The organism is Peribacillus sp. NPDC055009, from assembly GCF_053608705.1.
Map to the genome: position 1 here is coordinate 1 of NZ_JBSGVZ010000023.1, position 17,326 is coordinate 17,326.

15 protein-coding genes and 1 pseudogene are annotated in these 17,326 nt (G+C 42.2%); 10 read left to right on the forward strand and 6 right to left on the reverse strand.

Annotated elements, in window-relative coordinates:
• A pseudogene (locus ACWF5P_RS23655) lies at positions 1 to 125 on the reverse strand (NAD(P)/FAD-dependent oxidoreductase); the annotation flags it as partial.
• 39 nt (positions 126 to 164) lie between these two features.
• Positions 165 to 596 (reverse strand): DUF1641 domain-containing protein, encoded by a 432-nt coding sequence (locus ACWF5P_RS23660; protein ID WP_452445371.1) that lies wholly within the window; start codon positions 594 to 596, stop codon positions 165 to 167.
• Between the two features lie 321 nt (positions 597 to 917).
• Between ACWF5P_RS23660 and ACWF5P_RS23665 the strand changes: the two genes are divergently transcribed.
• The 3 genes from ACWF5P_RS23665 to ACWF5P_RS23675 all read left to right on the forward strand — a co-directional run bounded on the left by ACWF5P_RS23665 (position 918) and on the right by ACWF5P_RS23675 (position 5,611).
• On the forward strand, positions 918 to 1,088 hold the full coding sequence (locus ACWF5P_RS23665; protein WP_157831108.1) for a hypothetical protein: 171 nt from the start codon (positions 918 to 920) through the stop codon (positions 1,086 to 1,088).
• Positions 1,089 to 1,572: 484 nt separating this feature from the next.
• The gene (locus tag ACWF5P_RS23670; protein WP_434168638.1) at positions 1,573 to 3,612 is read left to right on the forward strand and encodes a hydantoinase/oxoprolinase family protein; all 2,040 of its coding nucleotides are present in this window, start codon (positions 1,573 to 1,575) and stop codon (positions 3,610 to 3,612) included.
• Between the two features lie 16 nt (positions 3,613 to 3,628).
• Positions 3,629 to 5,611 carry a hydantoinase B/oxoprolinase family protein gene (locus tag ACWF5P_RS23675; RefSeq protein WP_434168639.1) on the forward strand — a complete coding sequence of 661 codons (1,983 nt, stop codon included), beginning with the start codon at positions 3,629 to 3,631 and terminating at the stop codon, positions 5,609 to 5,611.
• Positions 5,612 to 5,798: 187 nt separating this feature from the next.
• Here ACWF5P_RS23675 and ACWF5P_RS23680 read toward each other — a convergent pair whose 3' ends face one another.
• Positions 5,799 to 6,383, reverse strand: a complete 585-nt coding sequence (locus tag ACWF5P_RS23680; protein ID WP_434168640.1) for a DJ-1/PfpI family protein — start codon at positions 6,381 to 6,383, stop codon at positions 5,799 to 5,801.
• A gap of 149 nt (positions 6,384 to 6,532) precedes the next feature.
• Here ACWF5P_RS23680 and ACWF5P_RS23685 point away from each other — a divergent pair, with 149 nt between their 5' ends.
• Both ACWF5P_RS23685 and ACWF5P_RS23690 read left to right on the forward strand, forming a co-directional pair.
• Positions 6,533 to 6,964, forward strand: coding sequence for an Lrp/AsnC family transcriptional regulator (locus ACWF5P_RS23685; RefSeq protein WP_101224419.1), 432 nt, complete (start codon positions 6,533 to 6,535; stop codon positions 6,962 to 6,964).
• A 128-nt stretch (positions 6,965 to 7,092) separates the two neighbouring features.
• A complete protein-coding gene (locus ACWF5P_RS23690) occupies positions 7,093 to 7,923 on the forward strand; it encodes an STAS domain-containing protein (protein ID WP_434168641.1) in 831 nt (276 codons plus the stop codon).
• 505 nt (positions 7,924 to 8,428) lie between these two features.
• Here ACWF5P_RS23690 and ACWF5P_RS23695 read toward each other — a convergent pair.
• Entirely contained in the window at positions 8,429 to 8,953 is a 525-nt protein-coding gene (locus tag ACWF5P_RS23695; RefSeq protein WP_402940677.1) for a GNAT family N-acetyltransferase, read from the reverse strand.
• Positions 8,954 to 9,123: 170 nt separating this feature from the next.
• Here ACWF5P_RS23695 and ACWF5P_RS23700 point away from each other — a divergent pair, with 170 nt between their 5' ends.
• The 3 genes from ACWF5P_RS23700 (at position 9,124) to ACWF5P_RS23710 (ending at position 12,956) form a co-directional block, all read left to right on the forward strand.
• Entirely contained in the window at positions 9,124 to 9,270 is a 147-nt protein-coding gene (locus ACWF5P_RS23700; protein WP_141994063.1) for a hypothetical protein, read from the forward strand.
• Positions 9,271 to 9,385: 115 nt separating this feature from the next.
• Positions 9,386 to 10,351, forward strand: coding sequence for a zinc-binding dehydrogenase (locus tag ACWF5P_RS23705; protein ID WP_434169611.1), 966 nt, complete (start codon positions 9,386 to 9,388; stop codon positions 10,349 to 10,351).
• 844 nt (positions 10,352 to 11,195) lie between these two features.
• Positions 11,196 to 12,956, forward strand: a complete 1,761-nt coding sequence (locus tag ACWF5P_RS23710) for a hypothetical protein (protein ID WP_452445372.1) — start codon at positions 11,196 to 11,198, stop codon at positions 12,954 to 12,956.
• Positions 12,957 to 13,052: 96 nt separating this feature from the next.
• On the opposite strand, the gene ACWF5P_RS23715 is transcribed toward ACWF5P_RS23710, so the two are convergent.
• Positions 13,053 to 13,748: an FHA domain-containing protein gene (locus ACWF5P_RS23715; protein WP_427574768.1), complete on the reverse strand. Its 696-nt coding sequence runs from the start codon at positions 13,746 to 13,748 to the stop codon at positions 13,053 to 13,055.
• Between the two features lie 742 nt (positions 13,749 to 14,490).
• Here ACWF5P_RS23715 and ACWF5P_RS23720 point away from each other — a divergent pair.
• Together ACWF5P_RS23720 and ACWF5P_RS23725 are read left to right on the forward strand one after the other, a co-directional pair.
• A complete protein-coding gene (locus ACWF5P_RS23720) occupies positions 14,491 to 14,910 on the forward strand; it encodes a hypothetical protein (protein WP_434168643.1) in 420 nt (139 codons plus the stop codon).
• 337 nt (positions 14,911 to 15,247) lie between these two features.
• Positions 15,248 to 16,705, forward strand: a complete 1,458-nt coding sequence (locus ACWF5P_RS23725) for a protein adenylyltransferase SelO family protein (RefSeq protein WP_434168644.1) — start codon at positions 15,248 to 15,250, stop codon at positions 16,703 to 16,705.
• Between the two features lie 83 nt (positions 16,706 to 16,788).
• Here ACWF5P_RS23725 and ACWF5P_RS23730 read toward each other — a convergent pair whose 3' ends face one another.
• The gene (locus ACWF5P_RS23730; protein ID WP_434168645.1) at positions 16,789 to 17,217 is read right to left on the reverse strand and encodes a MarR family transcriptional regulator; all 429 of its coding nucleotides are present in this window, start codon (positions 17,215 to 17,217) and stop codon (positions 16,789 to 16,791) included.
• Positions 17,218 to 17,326: the final 109 nt, after the last annotated feature.

Here is a 17,326-nt window from a genome sequence, read left to right on the forward strand (position 1 = left end):
TGGTGCGTTGGAAATTGGTTCACCACTGTAACCTGCACTTCATCTCTTTTGTAATATTCACGTACGGATAAGGCAGATAGCAATCCAGCGTAACCTGCACCTAAGATGACGATTTGTTTTGACATAGTTAATCCCCCGTCCTTACTGATTGAAAGTTAATCAAATTATTTTTGGTTTTTACGTTCTGAAGAGACTTCAAGAAAAGCTTGGGCGAAACGGAAAAGCTTTTGTGCTTGCGGATCTTTCATCATTCTTAACAGACCAAAAAGACCGATCACATCAGTATTCGCTTCTGCACGATCCTTAGCTTCGATGGCATTAGCCGCAAGACCTTTCACTGAACCCACTACAGGTGTAACGATCTCCGAAATGGCGCTGACCGTATCATTTTTCAAGACATCATCAGTCGCAACCGATTGAGCGAAATCATAAGACTTTGTTAAAATATTCACTAACTCAGTCAGTTTTGGTAACTGCTCAACTAAAGTGTTCAATGATTCCTGAACCTCAGGCTTTAATAATTGGTCCAGTACATCTAATTGTTTTTGGCGGGCATTAAGTTGTTCAGTTTGTGATTGGGTAATCGTTTCTGACATATCCAATTCTCCTTTGCAATAAGCATTTTGTTGAGGTAAATAGAAAAACTTGTAAAATATTACACAATGTGTGACCAGAAAAAATACTAACAAAAATGTAATAAATGCTATCCTATAGTATATCCCTTTAGTGGCTTGAAAACAGCTGATTTTTTAAAAAAGATTCATAAAATAATCTTTTCCTGCTTATTTGATGTACAGATTGCAATGAGAGTTACCGTTATTTACCTATAATGGACTTTAAGAGGGGGTCTAACATCGAAGCCTGTCATACATATTTCCATCTTGATTTGCCATCCTAAATGATGGAGGTGAAAAAATGTGACTGATTCAGAATCTAAACTTACAGAAGAGAATAATGATAAGAAGCTTCATAAACTGGTTGGCAGTATGGAATATACCAAAGCGCAACTATCGGAAGGTATGAATGGAATTTCTGAAGTTTACCTCAAAAACAGTGAGGAAGGCACATCGGTAACACCTGATAATTAATATTGTTGTGTAAGCATAGCGAAACAGTTATGCTTACTTATTTTTGTAATAAATCCCACTCTTAATTCACAAACTATAGTTGTTTAAATATTCTAAAAGTACCCTTGACTTTATCGTGAATTGACGTAAGATAAAGTATATAGCCATGGTGTAAACAAGTAGTTTTTTCTAGAAATTCTACTCTGCCATCGTCTAAAATGGACTCGGTGATTTAAAAGATGAATCTATAAATAACTGTCGAATCTAATAGACTTCGCCGCCCTGCGAAGCTAAACCTAGATCAAAAACCAGTTATATCAATTATTTCTTATTGATATGACTGGTTTTTTTTATTTCATCATTCATCTTGTTCCGTTTTTGGCGTAAGAAAATCCAGCGGCTGGCTGATACTCTTTCACACAGTTCTATTAATCGGTGCAAGTGGCGCAAGGCAATGTCAAAAGGTATAAAGTATTTTAAATCTTGTAGCAGGGGTGGGAGTTATATGATAGGTACGAAGCAAACTAGGCTCGCAATTGATGTAGGCGGAACTTTTACGGATGTGTTCGTTTTTGATGAAAGTACGAAGGAAATTTCAATTACGAAAACGTCGTCGACTCCTTTGAATCCAGAGGTCGGTATTTTGGATGGAATTGCGAAAGCGGAAATAGATTGTGAAAATATTAAAGTTTTTTCCCATGGTACAACAGTAGGCACCAATGCCTTGATTGAAAGAAAATTGCCAAAGACAGCATTGATTACATCCGCTGGATTTCGGGATGTATCGGAAATCCGCCGAGGAACCAAGCTTGAGTTATGGGATACATATGATGATGTAGCCAAACCGTATATCCAAAGAAGAGACCGTTTTGAAGTGGAAGAACGCATCGACTTTGCAGGGAATGTCTTGACGGAAATCAATGAAGAGGAAGTACGGTCACTGGCAAGGAAATTAAAAAGACGCGGTACCGAATCGATTGCGGTTTGTTTCATGAACTCATATGTAAATGGAAGCAATGAGGCGAAAGTGAAACGAATCATCAAGGAGGAACTCCCGGATGTTTATATATGCATTTCAAGTGAAGTCCTTCCTGAGATTTTTGAGCATGAGCGCATGAGTACGACGATTGTCAATGCGGTTTTAGGACCGACTGTCAGCAAATATATTAAAACCCTTGAAGGTGAAATGACTAAACGGGGATATGAAGATGACATATTAGTGCTTCACTCCGGCGGAGGGGTAATGACATCCCAAACCGTTCCCCGTTATGCAGCAAGACTTGCAAGCTCCGGCATCGCTGCAGGTGCGATTGCCAGTAAACATATCGCCCAGCTTTGCGGCTTTAATAATGCCATTGGGCTGGATATGGGGGGGACGAGCACCGATATTTCCTTGATGCATGAAGGTGATTTACGAATTACGAAAGATTGGTATATCGAGTATGGATATCCGATAGGCTTCCCAAGTATTGAAATCTTGACGATAGGAGCAGGAGGCGGAAGCTTAGCTTGGGTGGATGAAGGAGGTTCTTTACGCAATGGCCCTCAAAGTGCAGGGGCTGTTCCTGGACCTGCTTGCTATAGCAGGGGCGGCGTAGAACCGACCAATTCCGATGCCAATATTGTCTTGGGACGACTTGGCACCAAACTATTGGATGGACAAATGGAACTGGATAAACAAAAAGCGATTGAAGTCGTGGATAAGATCGCCAAGAAATTTGATTATACGATTGAAGAAGCAGCGAACGCCATCACACGGGTGGCCAATGCCAATATGTGTGATGCTCTAAGGCTGATTTCAGTCAGACGGGGATACGACCCTCGCGACTTTGCACTTGTGGCTTTCGGCGGGGCTGGGCCCTTGCATGGAGCGTACCTGGCCAAGGAAATGGAAATCCCGACCGTCATCATCCCGCCGCATCCGGGTGTAGCCGCCGCAATGGGATGCCTGTTGGTCGATGTTCGTCATGATATATCCAAAACCTATGTCAAAAACGTCAAGGATGTATCGTTAAAAGATTTAGAGAAAGAATTCATCGGAATGGAAAAAGAGGCCGCGGAGTTATTGCAAGAAGAAGGAGTCGCTAAAGAAGCTTCCACATTGATGAGATATATTGACATGAGGTATATGGGACAGTGGCGTTCATTGGCGATAGAAGTCGATTGCCCGATTTCTTCTTTGGAAGAGACCCTTGAACGTTTCCATCAAGAGCATGAACGCGAATTTTCTTTCTCCGATAAAGAACAGACCGTGGAAATTTACGGACTGCTCGTTACGGCTATCGGAACTGTACCAAAACCTGAATTCCCGACTTATGAACCTGGAGGCACACTTGCCGATGCCTTGAAGGAAACGCGTGATGTCTATTTTGAAGAAGAGGGATATGTGAATACGAACGTCTATAACCGGGAACTCATTCCGGCCTTTTCTGAAATCACGGGCCCTGCCATAGTGGACCAGCTTGATACAACTACTGTCATACCACCAAATTTCACGGCAAAAGTTGATAAATACAGAAACTTGATTCTTTCCCAAAATAAATAAAAAGAGGTGGATTTCATTGTCGAATAAACAGTTAGTTGACCAAACTGGAGTTGGAACAGGTTTAGATCCGGTGACATTTGAAGTGATAAAAAATGGCTTCGTTAACCTTGTAGACCAGATGGCGGAACAAATCCTTCGGACATGCTATTCCTTCGTCATTTATAATCGGGATTTCAGCTGTGCTCTTTGTGATGCAGAAGGAAATACAGTCATGCAAGGGACGCAGGATATTTCGGTCCATGTAGGAACATTGCATCTAACGGCAAAGGCGGTAATAGAGGACTTCGAAGATGATATCCATCCTGGGGATGTATTCTTGGTCAATGACCCGTATCGAGGCGGCACTCATTTCAATGACACACGCGTCCTCTTGCCTGTCTTCCATGAGAACAAGCTCATTGCGTTCATGCAGACGAATGGTCACTGGGCCGACATGGGGGGATCGACACCTGGCTCCTTTGATATCAATGCCAAGGAACATTTCGGCGAGGGGGTAAGGATTCCGCCGCTTAGGATTTATAGTAAAGGAACATTTTTAAAAGATGTTGTCAATGTGCTCGCTTTGAACATGCGCGTACCTGAAGAACGTGTCGGCGATTTACGTGCTCAAGTGGAAGCGGCCAAGGTAGGCGAGCGCCAGTTGTTTGCCATCATCGAGAAGTATGGAATCGATACGACTTTGTCCGCCTTTTCGGAAGTGCAGAATTATGTGGAGCGTTTGGCAAGGGCCAAGGTTGCGGCTTTACCGAATGGAACCTGGGAGACCGTTGATTATATTGATATGGATCCTGAAGCCGGAGACGGACTGATTCCGATCCGGGTTAAAATGACCATCACGGATGACGAGATCCTATATGATCTTTCTGGATCGCATTCTTATATCGGCTGCTTTTTGAATGCTGGTTTCGGGGCATCTTTATCGGCAGCATACTCAGGAACCAAGACATTCTTTCCTGAAATACCCCTGAACTCCGGCTTTTACAGAGTGGTGAAGATCGAACTGCCGGAAAACTCCGTCGTCAATGCCCCTGCACCGATTGCCGTAACCGGTTTTTGTTCAGGGGCCTATGAAAAAATCATGAGTGCGTGCTTCGAACTCTGGTCCAACATCATGCCGGAAAGAGCGATCGCATGCTCATTTAACCTGGAGTATTTACTAATCGGCGGTTGGGATCAACGCCAGGAGCAGGATAAATACTTCATGTGGTACGACTGGATGGCAGGCGGTCATGGAGGCCGCAATGATCGGGACGGTGTAAACGCCACCTCCCCGACATTCGGTTTGGGACTCAGCGTACAGCCTTGCGAAGGGCAAGAAAGATTGTCGCCTGTCGTGACGATGAAGCATGAAATCATTACCGACTCTGCCGGGCCGGGTAAATACCGCGGCGGGTGCGGTGTAGAAAAGGGAGGTACACTCACCAATGTCAAAAACACGGTCATGTCCTATTGCTGTGACCGTTCCCGTTCAATAACATGGGGAATTTTTGGTGGGCTTCCTTCTTCCCCGCATGGAGCATGGCTGAATCCGGGCAAGGAAGACGAACGATATTTAGGTGCGATTTTCTCAAATGTAAAAGTGAAGCAAGGAGATTCCTTTGTGCGCCCATCCGCTGGGGGCGGGGGACTGGGAGATCCGCTTGAAAGAAGTCCCGAAGCTGTTTTGGAAGATGTTATCGATGAGTATGTTTCAATTGAGCGAGCTAAAAAAGATTATGGAGTCGTGATCAAGGAAATAGATAAAGATCTCGATTTATTCGAAATAGATCTTGAAGCAACGAAACAAGCTAGGTCGTATATCAAAAACAACCGCAAACAATGGCTTGAGGAAAACATACAAAGCGTGGAAGATAAATTCGGCAATGGAGAGCTGGATAGTCTCGATGTCATTCGCCAGTATGGTGTCATCATCGATTATGCAACGAATAAAGTCCTGCCAGAATCAACGAAACAGTTCCGTGAATCCATGAAAACCCGTTCGTTGGCATATTGGAAGTAACGTGAAAACATTAGGAACCTTAGACTGCAGACGAACTCGAAGAAAACGAGTTTGCCTGCAGTTTTTTCCTTTAAAAAAAGATTTAGATGATTTCAGAAATTCGGCTCCCTTTCCGCCGACTGCCTGCGGAATGCGAGCGCCTGGACCGGAAATCAACATCCAAATTGTATAGGTTCCTAAGACATTCTTAATGGAAACCCATCAATTCCTTCACATGTTCACAATTATCTCTTGAAGTGAGCATTTCCAAGAGCGTAAAGGCAACATCGAAAGCTGTGGATGGATTGTAGGAAGTAATGATATTGTCCGTAACGACAATCGGTTCGTTTACGACAATCGCACCAAAATCTTTTAGCTGCCTCTGTCTCTTACTGGTTGGATGGTTGTATGTTGTGGCTTTTCTTCCCTTCAATATCCCGCTTATTCCTAGTGGGAGAGAACCTACACAAATGGTTGCTATGATTTTGTTCTTATTATGAAAATGCTTGATCACATCAAGAAACCTCTGATCATAGGCATCCTCATAAAAACCGGCTTCTTCAAAACCTCCTGGAATGGCCAAAGCATCGAAGTCATCCAGGTTCACTTGATCGAGGGTCAGTTCGGGCTGCACGATGAAATTCCATGTGCATTTCAATTGTTCGTGAAGTCCCACCGTAACCAGGTCTGTGGTGCCATCACCCTCTAATTTATTCCATCCCAATACATCTGTAAACACACTTGCTTCAACCGCTTCGAATCCATTGGATAGCAGCAGCAATACTTTTTTCATAGCAGTGTCCCCCTTGTTTATATTTGAATTAATTATATAAAAAGCAAATCCCCTAATACATACGATTAATTACGTAATCATTCCTTTTATATTTATTTTATAATGTATTTGAAAGGAATCGGTTTATAAAAAAAGTAGGGGTGATTGAATTGGATCGAACGGACAAAAAAATACTTTCCTTACTGGAGAATAATGGTCGTATGTCCATGAAAGAACTGGCACATGAAGTTTCCTTAACGGCTCCAGCAACGAAAGAACGTGTGAATAAATTAGAGGAAAGCGGAGTGATTAAAGGTTATAAAACAGAAATATCCCTTGAAAAACTTGATAGAAGCATAACGGCATTCATATTATTCGAAACGGATCGATGCAAAGACTTTTATCAATTCAGCTTGAACCATCCGGAAGTTCTGGAATGCCACCGGTTAGCCGGTCAATACAGTTATCTTATTAAAATAAGTACATTTTCCATGGAAACGTTGGAAGACTTCGTCGATGAAGCCATTAAATATGGGAAATCGTCCACCCACCTGATATTCTCTTCCGCATCGAAAAATGTTTTTTCAGGAGATGAGATCTAAACCGGCTTTAACCCATTTACTTGCCAACTTTTTAATATATGACCAATTAGCAGGAAAAAACTCCACCAATATAGAAAGTAAATAGTAACAAAAATCACAGTTGGATGTTCAAAAAGGGAGTGGAGAGAGTGAGTTTTGTTTATGAGGAAGATAAAATAATGGAATTCCTTTTGCAGAATAAAAGTGAGTTTGAAGAATATCTTTTATCAGCAGCGGTCAATGTCAGGGATAAAATCGAAGAAATTTTACTGATTGGAAATGTCGACCTTTTGAATAATGCACATAAGCTCATTCGATATATAGTGGAACATAATGAAACGGATATGATTGCCTTTGCCGAAAAAGAGGGAGTTACGTGGGCAACCCACTCCTTGACGCTTTCATTCAAGCTGGAATGGATTCAAGCCCTTCGCAGAACGCTTTGGACCTTTCTTTATAAGTTTGAACAAGATAAGAAAGCGTTTATTGAGGATTCCAAGGTCTTTTTTGAATTAGAGAAAAAAGTGAATGAAAGTGTTGATGTTTTTCTTAAATCCTTTTTCGTCAGTTACTCCGATTATAAAGACAAATTGATTCTCGCTCAGCAAAACTTGGTGGAAAATCTATCCGTCCCAATCATTCCCGTCACTTCCACCACCTGTGTCCTTCCTTTAATCGGGACAATCGATTATTCACGAATACAGATAATCGAAGAAAAAGTATTGATGGAGATAGGTAAACTGCGGATACAGACCTTGATCTTGGATTTGTCCGGTATCATCGAAATGGAAGTTGAAATGATCAATGATTTGATGAAAATCCTCGATGGTACGGCAATGATGGGGTGTAAAGCTGTGGTGACTGGATTACGCCCAGAGGTTGTTACGAAAATGATCCGTTCAGGAATTCAGCTCGATAATAAAGCAGAAACAAAGGGTACACTGCAGCAGGCCTTGAAGGACTATCTTGTAGTCACCTAAATCGTGAAGTGGAGTCGCCATGTTTTGGTGACTTTTTTTTGTGGGTAATTTGGGATATTAAGGTAATTTATTTGCTGTTTTATCATATCCGAATAAGTATATGGAATGGGAACAGATGCTCCGAAAAGAACTGAATCTTGGTTTCAGAGTGAATCTATTCCGAACCCCCAATTGTTGATAAATTCAAGAAAATCCAGTTTGCCTACAGTTTTTTCTGAAAAAATTCCATTTGATCTCCGCCGGAGACTTTATTCGACCTACCCAGCAGTTTATTCGACCGTTGAAGGAGTTATTCGACCTACCCGGCAGTTTATTCGACCGTTCACAAATTTATTCGACTCTACTTCGGATTCCGGAGCATTTGTCTTGCGGTCCACGCATTAAATCCCGCTCCCGATTGTTGCCAAGCCCTCATCAAAGCAAGCATCTAGCAGGTCTCGTCTAGCCAGTTATCGGCAGGAGTTTCGCCAATTTCTTCTATGCAACCTTCCAAAGAAGGTTGGTTTCACTTCAGCAAGGAATAGACATATGTATCATGAGGGATACCGTTTTGGTAAATATAACTCCTTAATATTCCTTCTCGAATGAAGCCCAGCTTAAGCAAGAGCGCACTTGATGGCTGGTTTTCCAGAAAAACGACCGCGCCGATGCGGGTTAAATCAAGGTCGTTGAAACCGTAAGCGATAATTTCTTTAAGCGCTTCTGACACAAATCCTTTGCGCCAATGTGAAGGATGGATTTCATAACCGATTTCCGCTCGTCTGTATTTAGGACTGTGGGCATGAAAACCGATGGTGCCAATCAATTCCTGCGTATCTTTTCTTTCAATTCCCCATCTTATGGCTCGTTTTTCACGATGGTTTTTCGCAAAAGATGCTACAATATCCTTCGCTTGTTCAACATTTTCCAATGAGTCCTGGCCATAAAAGCGGGTGACTTCATCTTTTGATAAACATTGGAAAAGAGCTTCCGCATCACTTTCATGAATTTCCCGTAAGCGTAACCTTTCCGTGTTCAATAAAGGAAACATTTTTTCTCCTCCTATATCAGTTTTCTATCTATTCGGGCTCCACGAAGGTTTTTCCTTTATTATGAAGTGCCTAATTTTCTGGTGATTTCGGTGATAATCGGACAAGCTAAAAACGTTAGATGCATTAAACAGTTCAACCTAAAAAAGCATTAATGAAGGGGAGATAGATCATGGGAAAAAAACATCGTAACCGTACCGGTTCACCGAAAAAGAATAACCATATTCCGAAAGCGGACATCATTGCAGAACATGAAGCACACGGTAAGGAATATTCTGCGAATAAACGAAAGAACGGTCCTGGCTCCAATACAGATTGAGTAACCTAGTGACCGCTCTAGCCTTTAAGGGCAGGGCGGTCATTTGTGTTTCTTGCCATCAAAGGGTTCATCCTATATCTTAAAGAATGAAGAACCATTGAAGGGAGTTAGGATGATGAAAGCACTTGTTTTTGATGATTTCGGCGGGCCGGAAGTTCTGTCTGTATGGGAAATTGCAGAACCTGAACATTCAAAATCAGCCGTGATCGTTCGAATGAAAGCAATCGGATTGAATTTTGCTGATGTATATAGAAGGAAAGGGAATTATCATTTGGTGGGTGATCCCCCATTCATTCTAGGGTATGAAGGAGCAGGGGTCATCGAATATGTCGGGGAAGATGTCCGTCATGTGAAAGTGGGTGATCGCGTCGGGTTTGCTGATGTTCCCCATGCCAACGCGGAGCTGGTTTCAGTTCCAGCTGATAAACTTTTACCGCTGCCTGAAGGCATTTCCTTTGAAACGGCCGCTTCCGTTTTACTTCAAGGATTGACTGCCCAATATTTAACTCATGACAGCCATCCAGTTAAAGAAGGGGAAATCATTCTGGTCCATGCCGCTGCAGGGGGAGTCGGTCAATTACTGACACAGATGATCAGGATGAATGGCGGTCAGGTCATTGGCTTGACCTCATCGAATGATAAAGCGGCTGTTGCCAAACAAATGGGTGCGGATCATGTTATCCTTTACGGATCGGACTGGGTGGATTCCATTAAGGATATAACCGGTGGTAAAGGCGTTGATGTTGTTTATGAATCAGTGGGTCAAACCTTGATGGATAGTTTCAGTGCGACTAAGACTGGAGGAACTGTTGTATTTTTTGGGATGGCAGGCGGTGATCCAGAAAAAATCGACCCGAGAATGTTAATGGATACATCCAAGGCATTAATTGGTGGTGACCTTTGGAACGTCCTGACTACTCATGAAGAACGGACAAGAAGAACAGCAGAGCTATTCCAATGGATTCTGTCAGGGGAAATCCACATCAAAGAACCGACTCTTTTTTCGTTGGAAAATGGGGCGGATGCGCATAGACTTCTTGAAAGCCGGAAGAGTTCGGGGAAAATATTATTAATACCATAACAGGTCATGGGGCTTTCCATTCTAAATGGGGGCCCATTTCTTTTACCCGTATAGCGTCCTGTCACATTCAATACCTTATTCATACTGATGAATCAGAACCTTTTTAAGTTCCTTATTATAGACCCATTCTACCCTTAGAATAACTCCAGATAAATGTCCTTGTCCTTACAGGGGTTATGACCTGCTGTTAAAACAACTTGATGACCAAGTTGGCTTATCCACAAGATTCATATGCAACACGCGAATTCAGAGGAGAAATCCACAATGGGCCAATCACCAAACAACAATCGTCATTCTTCAATCCACAGGCGTTCGATACAAGCAAAAAAAGAGAACGGACCCGTTCCCTTGGAAAACTTATGAATAGCAGGATTAGGTAATGAGAGACAAACACTTTTTTTAGTGATCCTTGTGGTGCGGTGAATATATGGATGATCTGCCTTAAGTACTTTTCTGTCGTTCTGACTCCCGGGCCATCATATGAAGCGGGCTCTGAATGCCCCCGTCCCAATCACTGTGGAGCAATGCATACAATCAACGTATCGAATTCAGTGGAAGATACATTCCTTAATGGGTATTGGTAAGTTTCTTCATAAATCATAAGGCTTCGTCCCCTTTGGCATCCATCCTTTTATAGAGTCTATATAAACATTAAATCGGTAAAAGTAGCATCGTTGGGGTAAATAGTTTTGGAAGTATTTTGACGTTATTTCGCTATATTAAAAAAATAGTAAATTAGTTGCACAAAAGTGATAAAATGGGTAAATGGAAACATACATGACAAGGAGAGACATTTCAAACCATGATACTTTCACTACTCGGTTTCATCTTAAAAGGAATTTTAATGAAAATGCCATTTGCCATATTGGGACTTTCCTTGATTCCGCAGAGATGGACAAACGCAATCACCAAAAAAGATATACCTTTTTTCATTGAACAAGTGCTGAGACTTTTAGTTTCTGCTGCCGTATTGTTTTTCGTTATCGATATCATGCTGCTGGATCTTACTGCCGCTGCATTCTTTTCGTGTTTTGCCATTATTCTCGGGCTCATTCTCATCATCGATTCAAGATTGTTTATGTACAGTGCCAGTGAATCTTTAGGTACCCGACGGAATCGGAGTGGAAATGAAGCGGCAAAGCAGCCTAAAACACCTTGGAACGTACATTTCAACAGCTTGATGGGTGTCGTGTTGATTGCCGCATGGGTCATCATGCTGTTTTACCCGCTCACTTTTGCCGCAGATCTGCATGGATTGGCGAAGGTCGATAAGAAAAAAGAGCTGGAAGAAATTCAAGATATAAAAACCATGCCGCTTGTTACAGTGAAAATGGCTGACGCAAAAGGTGATGCAGCGATTAATAGAATAGAAAATGCATCATATTTCACTGAAGGCGAATACCGTCTGACCAATATCAATGATGAATTGGCTTATACATCACCCATTGAAATGGACGGGTTTTTAAAAGCCGGGAAAGCGGAATACACGCCAGGTTATAATCTGATTTCCGCCGTATCGACGGATAAAGGGGCAAGTACTGTCAAAGGGAAGATGCTGTATGCTCCCTCACAGTACCTCGATCATGATTTGGAAAGGACCATTCGCAAGGCATATCCGAATAAAATCATCCATGATTCATATTTGGAACCGAACGAAGATGGAAAGCCCTTCTTCGTAGCTTCAGTCGGACATTATTTGAAATACCGGAGCGGTCCCGTGGTGGACGGGGTGGTATTGGTTAATCCGGAAACGGGTGACACGAAATACTATCCAAAAGGAAAAGAACCTAAATGGGTAGATCGGACATTCACATTGGAAACAGCCCTGGAATATTGGACTTACTGGGGAAAATATGTTCACGGGTGGAAAAACCAGTCCTTGATTGGACCGAAGAAAGATGTCCTGATTCCTAATGAGGATAATATGCAAGTTACGTTTAACGAAAAAGGCGAATTGATTTATGTAGTGGACTTTACCCGGGCTAAATCAAAAGGCAACTCCAAAACCCTTGTAGGTTATGGTGTTTTCAATGCCAAGACCGGTGAAATGACGTACTTTAAAGGCGTCACGTCCGTTCTGACAGGAAAGGAAGCAAAATCCAACGCCAATGCGAGTGAGTTTTTGTCTAAATATCCAGGCTGGAAAGCCACTAATGGAATTTTCTATACGATTTACGGTGCTCCCACTTATGTCATTCCAGTTACAAAGGGCAGCAAGTTCCAGGGTGTGGCGATCGTTTACGCAAATAGCGATAATCCCCAAGTGGTCTTTGGGAAAACGAAAGACGAAGCTTTCCGTAATTATAAAAAGCTGATTGCCTCTTTAGGGAAAGTCAGCGGTGTGACGCCTCAAAAAGGTTTTGAGATGAAAGAAATAAAAGGGAAGGTATTAAGGATCAATGATGCCAATCTTTCAAATGGATACGTCTTCCATTTAATCGTCGAAGGCAATGCCAAGAGGTTCTCGGTGGACCCTGGTGTCAACGCGCTATCTGATATTGTGTTGACGAATGTAGGAGACAGGGTTGTGCTGAAGGTGATGGATATGGAAGAAGACATCGTTCCAGTCGATGAATTCACTAATCTGGATTTGCCAAGGAAATGATAATGGATCGTGGACATATAAACTGGCCATCTCCAATATAAGCATGAAAAAAAGCATTGTCATCCGCAATGCTTTTTTCATGTTTTCGAATGATTGTCATGATAAGTCCGATAAATTGAATGAATGGATGGATTCCATATAATATCCCTTTTGAATGACGGCTTTTATTGCAAAGTGCCCATTTAACCGTTTCCGCACGCGGTACAGAAGTGAAGCGATTTCCTCTGCCGTCACAATTTGCTCGGGATCACCGACTCGCTCTGGCCAGACTTGCTGAACAATTTCTTCCTTTGAAATAAGATTGTCCAAATTTTCATAAAGGAGCTTAAAGCAATTGAATTCCTTGGTCGGCATTTTAATGGGTGCTTCTTCATTGATGATTACAGTCTGAAGGTGCTCATTGATAGCGACGGTTTGCAGGAACTCGGGGTTCACCGGCGTGAAATCCATTGTTAAATCGTTGTCGATGGAGATTATGAATTCAATCAATCCATTGACCAAAGTAATCGAATCCCCCGGTTCAATGTGACATGGATTGCCCGGTACGAGCGGCATCTGGTTTACGGAGGTGCCGTGTTTGCTTGCCAAATCCTCAATGAGGAGCTGCCCTTCCTCCATATAAATCCGGCAATGTTCCCTGGAAACAAAGTCATTGTAAAGCCTGAAATCAGCTTTGGAGTGCTGGCTTGCTCGGCCGATCAGCAGGCTTTTCCCTTCAAATACATAGGCGAATTCCTCGGTTTGGCCTTTGTGCATGGTTCTCAATACAACCTTGAAAGTTTTATAGATCATTCACTTCATACCCCTTAAAAAATCTGAAAATTTAAATTATTTTCATGAATTTATCATTTTGGCTACATGGCTGTTTAGTGGGTTCAATTTTATAATTATAAATTATCAGTCGCTTACTTACTAACGAAAAATAAAAAAAATCCAAATTAGGCACACAGCCATTATAACAAAGAGGAACGAAGGATGAAGAAGAAACTCTATTTTTGCTGATGTTCGCTTTGACTGTGGGAGAAGTACTTCCTCAGCACCGGAAGAAGTTTGCGATGAAAATGTACCTTACGCTTGTGGAAAAGGAGTTGACCAAAGGTGAGTATGTGGAGAGATAGGATAAATGCCTTCAGCATCCTGCTGATGATCATTAGTATGATCGTATATATTATTTTTCCCCAGCCCTTTACCCTCATTCTGTACTGTATATTTGGCATTGCCTTTATCAGCCTGACTTTACTGAATTAAGACTACCTTTGAATGGGTGGAGGACGGAACCAATAAGAAGAAAAGAAACAAGCCTGCCGAATCAATGGCAGGCTTTTTTGATGCATAATGTTTCATGATGAAATTATAACTATTGGCATATGAAATTGTTATTTTTATCCGTAATTGTAGTAATATTGCTTGAAGAGGAGATGGAGTTCTGAGCGAGATGCAATTTTCCCGGTTAGTAATGCGGGTAATATTGAACGAGGCCACTAAAGTGAGTATTCATATCATGATTGAAAAAATGAGATAGGAGATTTTAATTATGAAAAAATTAATAGTGCTAATAGGATCCTTGCTGTTTGGACTAATCTTAATGAATGTTTATACTGATTCAGGAACAATGGCACGTGATGGACTTGAAATTAATACATCATATATTAAAAACTCGAAAGAATTAGTGGCTGATATGAGTGTCTCTGGCTATATTCATAAAAAGAAAACGCTAGAAATCAGAACTACTTTAAAAGAAAAGAATACAATTTACATAGATCAAACTGGTAGTGAATTAGAATATATAGTAATCGATTCAACGGGAGAAAAGGTATACTTTGAAAAAATAAAAGGAGATACAATTCGTGCATTTGAATCAATGTCAGGAGAAGGAATCATCAAAATAGTTTTAAGTAGCGGGAAACATACTGCGATTATTAATATAAATGAAGATGAGCTTAATAATGAATAAAACAGATTCTTAAAATCTGTACGGGAGCTAAACCGCTTCACAAGTGTAAAACGGAAGCTGATATTTAAAGGAGAAGAAGCAAGAACCGTTATGGGTTCCTGCTTCTTTCATTCAAAGGGAACCGATGAGGATATTTTCACACAATCGTACTATGAAATCCCGGGGCGCCATGGATTTAAAACGACTTTATAAGAGCCATTTTAATGCAGAAACGGTATAATTAATTGGCAGAAGTAGACATTAATATGGACTGCAACTGAGTTATACCGCGTGTTTTAATATGAATCTTGAGAGAAAGAACATTTATACAAAAGTCAAAGTAAGAAAAGGAGAAACCATGACTAATGAAACAGGATGGAATTTAGACAATAGCTATGCGCGTCTTCCGGAAAAGTTTTTCACGAGCACGAACCCGACTCCTGTACATTCACCGGAGTTGATCATTCTAAATGAACGTTTGGCGGATTCTCTTGGTTTGGACGTAAAGTCGCTGCAAAGCGAAGATGGTGTGGCGGTATTTGCGGGAAATGAGATTCCCGAAGGTGCTTCGCCGCTTGCTCAAGCATATGCTGGGCATCAATTCGGTCATTTTAACATGTTAGGGGACGGCCGGGCGATATTGCTTGGCGAACAGGTCTTGCCCGAAGGCGAGAGGGTCGATATCCAGCTGAAGGGTCCAGGAAGAACGCCATACTCCCGCGGGGGCGATGGCCGGGCTGCACTTGGACCGATGCTGCGCGAATACATCATCAGTGAGGCGATGCACGGGCTCGGCATACCTACCACCCGGAGTCTGGCAGTGGTGACGACCGGTGAAACGGTAATCCGTGAAACCGGGCTGCCTGGTGCCATCATGACTCGTGTGGCTTCGAGTCATCTTCGTGTCGGCACTTTTCAATTCGCTGCAAAATGGGGCACGATCGAGGAACTCCGGACACTTGCCGACTATGCCATTAAGCGTCATTTTCCAGACATTGAATCCGATGAAAACCGTTATCTTTCGCTGCTGCAGGAAGTGGTCAAGCGTCAGGCTGAGCTCATTGCCCAATGGCAGCTGGTTGGCTTCATTCATGGGGTGATGAACACCGACAACATGACGATTAGCGGGGAAACCATCGATTATGGACCTTGCGCCTTCATGGATGCCTATGACCCTGCAACGGTATTCAGCTCAATTGATAGACAAGGCCGCTATGCCTATGGTAACCAACCTGTTATTGGAGGTTGGAATCTTGCACGATTCGCTGAATCCCTATTGCCGCTGTTGCATGATGACCAAGATCAGGCCGTTACTTTGGCCCAAGATAAGATTTCCGTTTTTAATGATCTGTATCATTCTAATTGGTTAGCGGGAATGAGGTCGAAACTGGGGATATTCAACGAAGAGACTCAGGATGAAGCGCTTATTAATGGCATCCTCAGTATGATGAAAAAGCATGGTGCCGACTATACTAATACCTTCCGTGCCTTGACCTTTGATAAAGTGGAGGATACGGTCCTTTTCGGGACACCGGAATTCGCTCAGTGGCAAGAGCTTTGGAAGGCGAGACTGGGCAGGCAGAAGGAATCGAAAGAATCTTCGAATCAGTTGATGCAGAACAGCAATCCTGCAGTGATCCCACGGAACCACCGGGTGGAAGAAGCGTTGGAAGCGGCAGTGGAGCAAGGGGACTACGGCGTGATGGAACGGCTATTGGATGTTCTTGCAAATCCTTATGCACACTGCGAGGAACAAGCTGAATACGCCGCACTGCCTTTGTCAACAAAACCTTACCGAACTTTTTGCGGCACCTGATTATGAAACATGTATGAAGCAGCTCCCGCGATTGAAGTCGATTCTTTGTCAACTTCAATTGCGGGAGCCTTTTTGTGTATTCATTAGTAAAAAAGTTTTGTTTGAAGAATGTCCAGGGCACGGTCAATTTCCGCTAAATCTTCCTTCGATGCATGTTGCAGCAGGCTTTGGAAACGGGATTCTACGATTGCAAAAGCCTCGTTCATCATCATTTCCCCCTCTTTGGAAAGGCGGATGTATTGTTTCCGTCTATCTTCCGAATCACTTATTTTTTCAATTAAATTCTTTTCGCTTAATTTTTTCAGTTCACGGCTCGTGTTAGGCATGGAGATATGCTGACAGTCACTGATTTCACTTGGTGTGACAGGCTGACTGACTGTTATATATTCAAGAATTTTATATTGTACCGGCGTGATGGAATCGGATTTGGCGTTTTGTGTCAATTCGTGTGTGACTTGATGTACGGTAGTCGTAAATGTGACCATTTTTTCAAAAAGAGCTTTTTTGTCCATAACTTTCACCTCTTATTGAGAAGATAACAAAAGTGTTATCAAAATACAATTATCATTTGACAACAAAAAAAGGGGTGTAATATGATTGTTATCAAATGATAAGTAAATA

What these genes read in the sequence shown, in the direction of transcription:
- ACWF5P_RS23730 (WP_434168645.1), bottom strand. Translation starts at nt 17,217, where the DNA reads ATGGACAAAAAAGCTCTTTTTGAAAAAATGGTCACATTTACGACTACC.
- ACWF5P_RS23670 (WP_434168638.1), top strand. Translation starts at nt 1,573, where the DNA reads ATGATAGGTACGAAGCAAACTAGGCTCGCAATTGATGTAGGCGGAACT.
- ACWF5P_RS23720 (WP_434168643.1), top strand. Translation starts at nt 14,491, where the DNA reads ATGAAAAAATTAATAGTGCTAATAGGATCCTTGCTGTTTGGACTAATC.
- ACWF5P_RS23710 (WP_452445372.1), top strand. Translation starts at nt 11,196, where the DNA reads ATGAAAATGCCATTTGCCATATTGGGACTTTCCTTGATTCCGCAGAGA.
- ACWF5P_RS23705 (WP_434169611.1), top strand. Translation starts at nt 9,386, where the DNA reads ATGAAAGCACTTGTTTTTGATGATTTCGGCGGGCCGGAAGTTCTGTCT.
- ACWF5P_RS23725 (WP_434168644.1), top strand. Translation starts at nt 15,248, where the DNA reads ATGACTAATGAAACAGGATGGAATTTAGACAATAGCTATGCGCGTCTT.
- ACWF5P_RS23680 (WP_434168640.1), bottom strand. Translation starts at nt 6,383, where the DNA reads ATGAAAAAAGTATTGCTGCTGCTATCCAATGGATTCGAAGCGGTTGAA.
- ACWF5P_RS23660 (WP_452445371.1), bottom strand. Translation starts at nt 596, where the DNA reads ATGTCAGAAACGATTACCCAATCACAAACTGAACAACTTAATGCCCGC.
- ACWF5P_RS23715 (WP_427574768.1), bottom strand. Translation starts at nt 13,748, where the DNA reads ATGATCTATAAAACTTTCAAGGTTGTATTGAGAACCATGCACAAAGGC.
- ACWF5P_RS23695 (WP_402940677.1), bottom strand. Translation starts at nt 8,953, where the DNA reads ATGTTTCCTTTATTGAACACGGAAAGGTTACGCTTACGGGAAATTCAT.
- ACWF5P_RS23700 (WP_141994063.1), top strand. Translation starts at nt 9,124, where the DNA reads ATGGGAAAAAAACATCGTAACCGTACCGGTTCACCGAAAAAGAATAAC.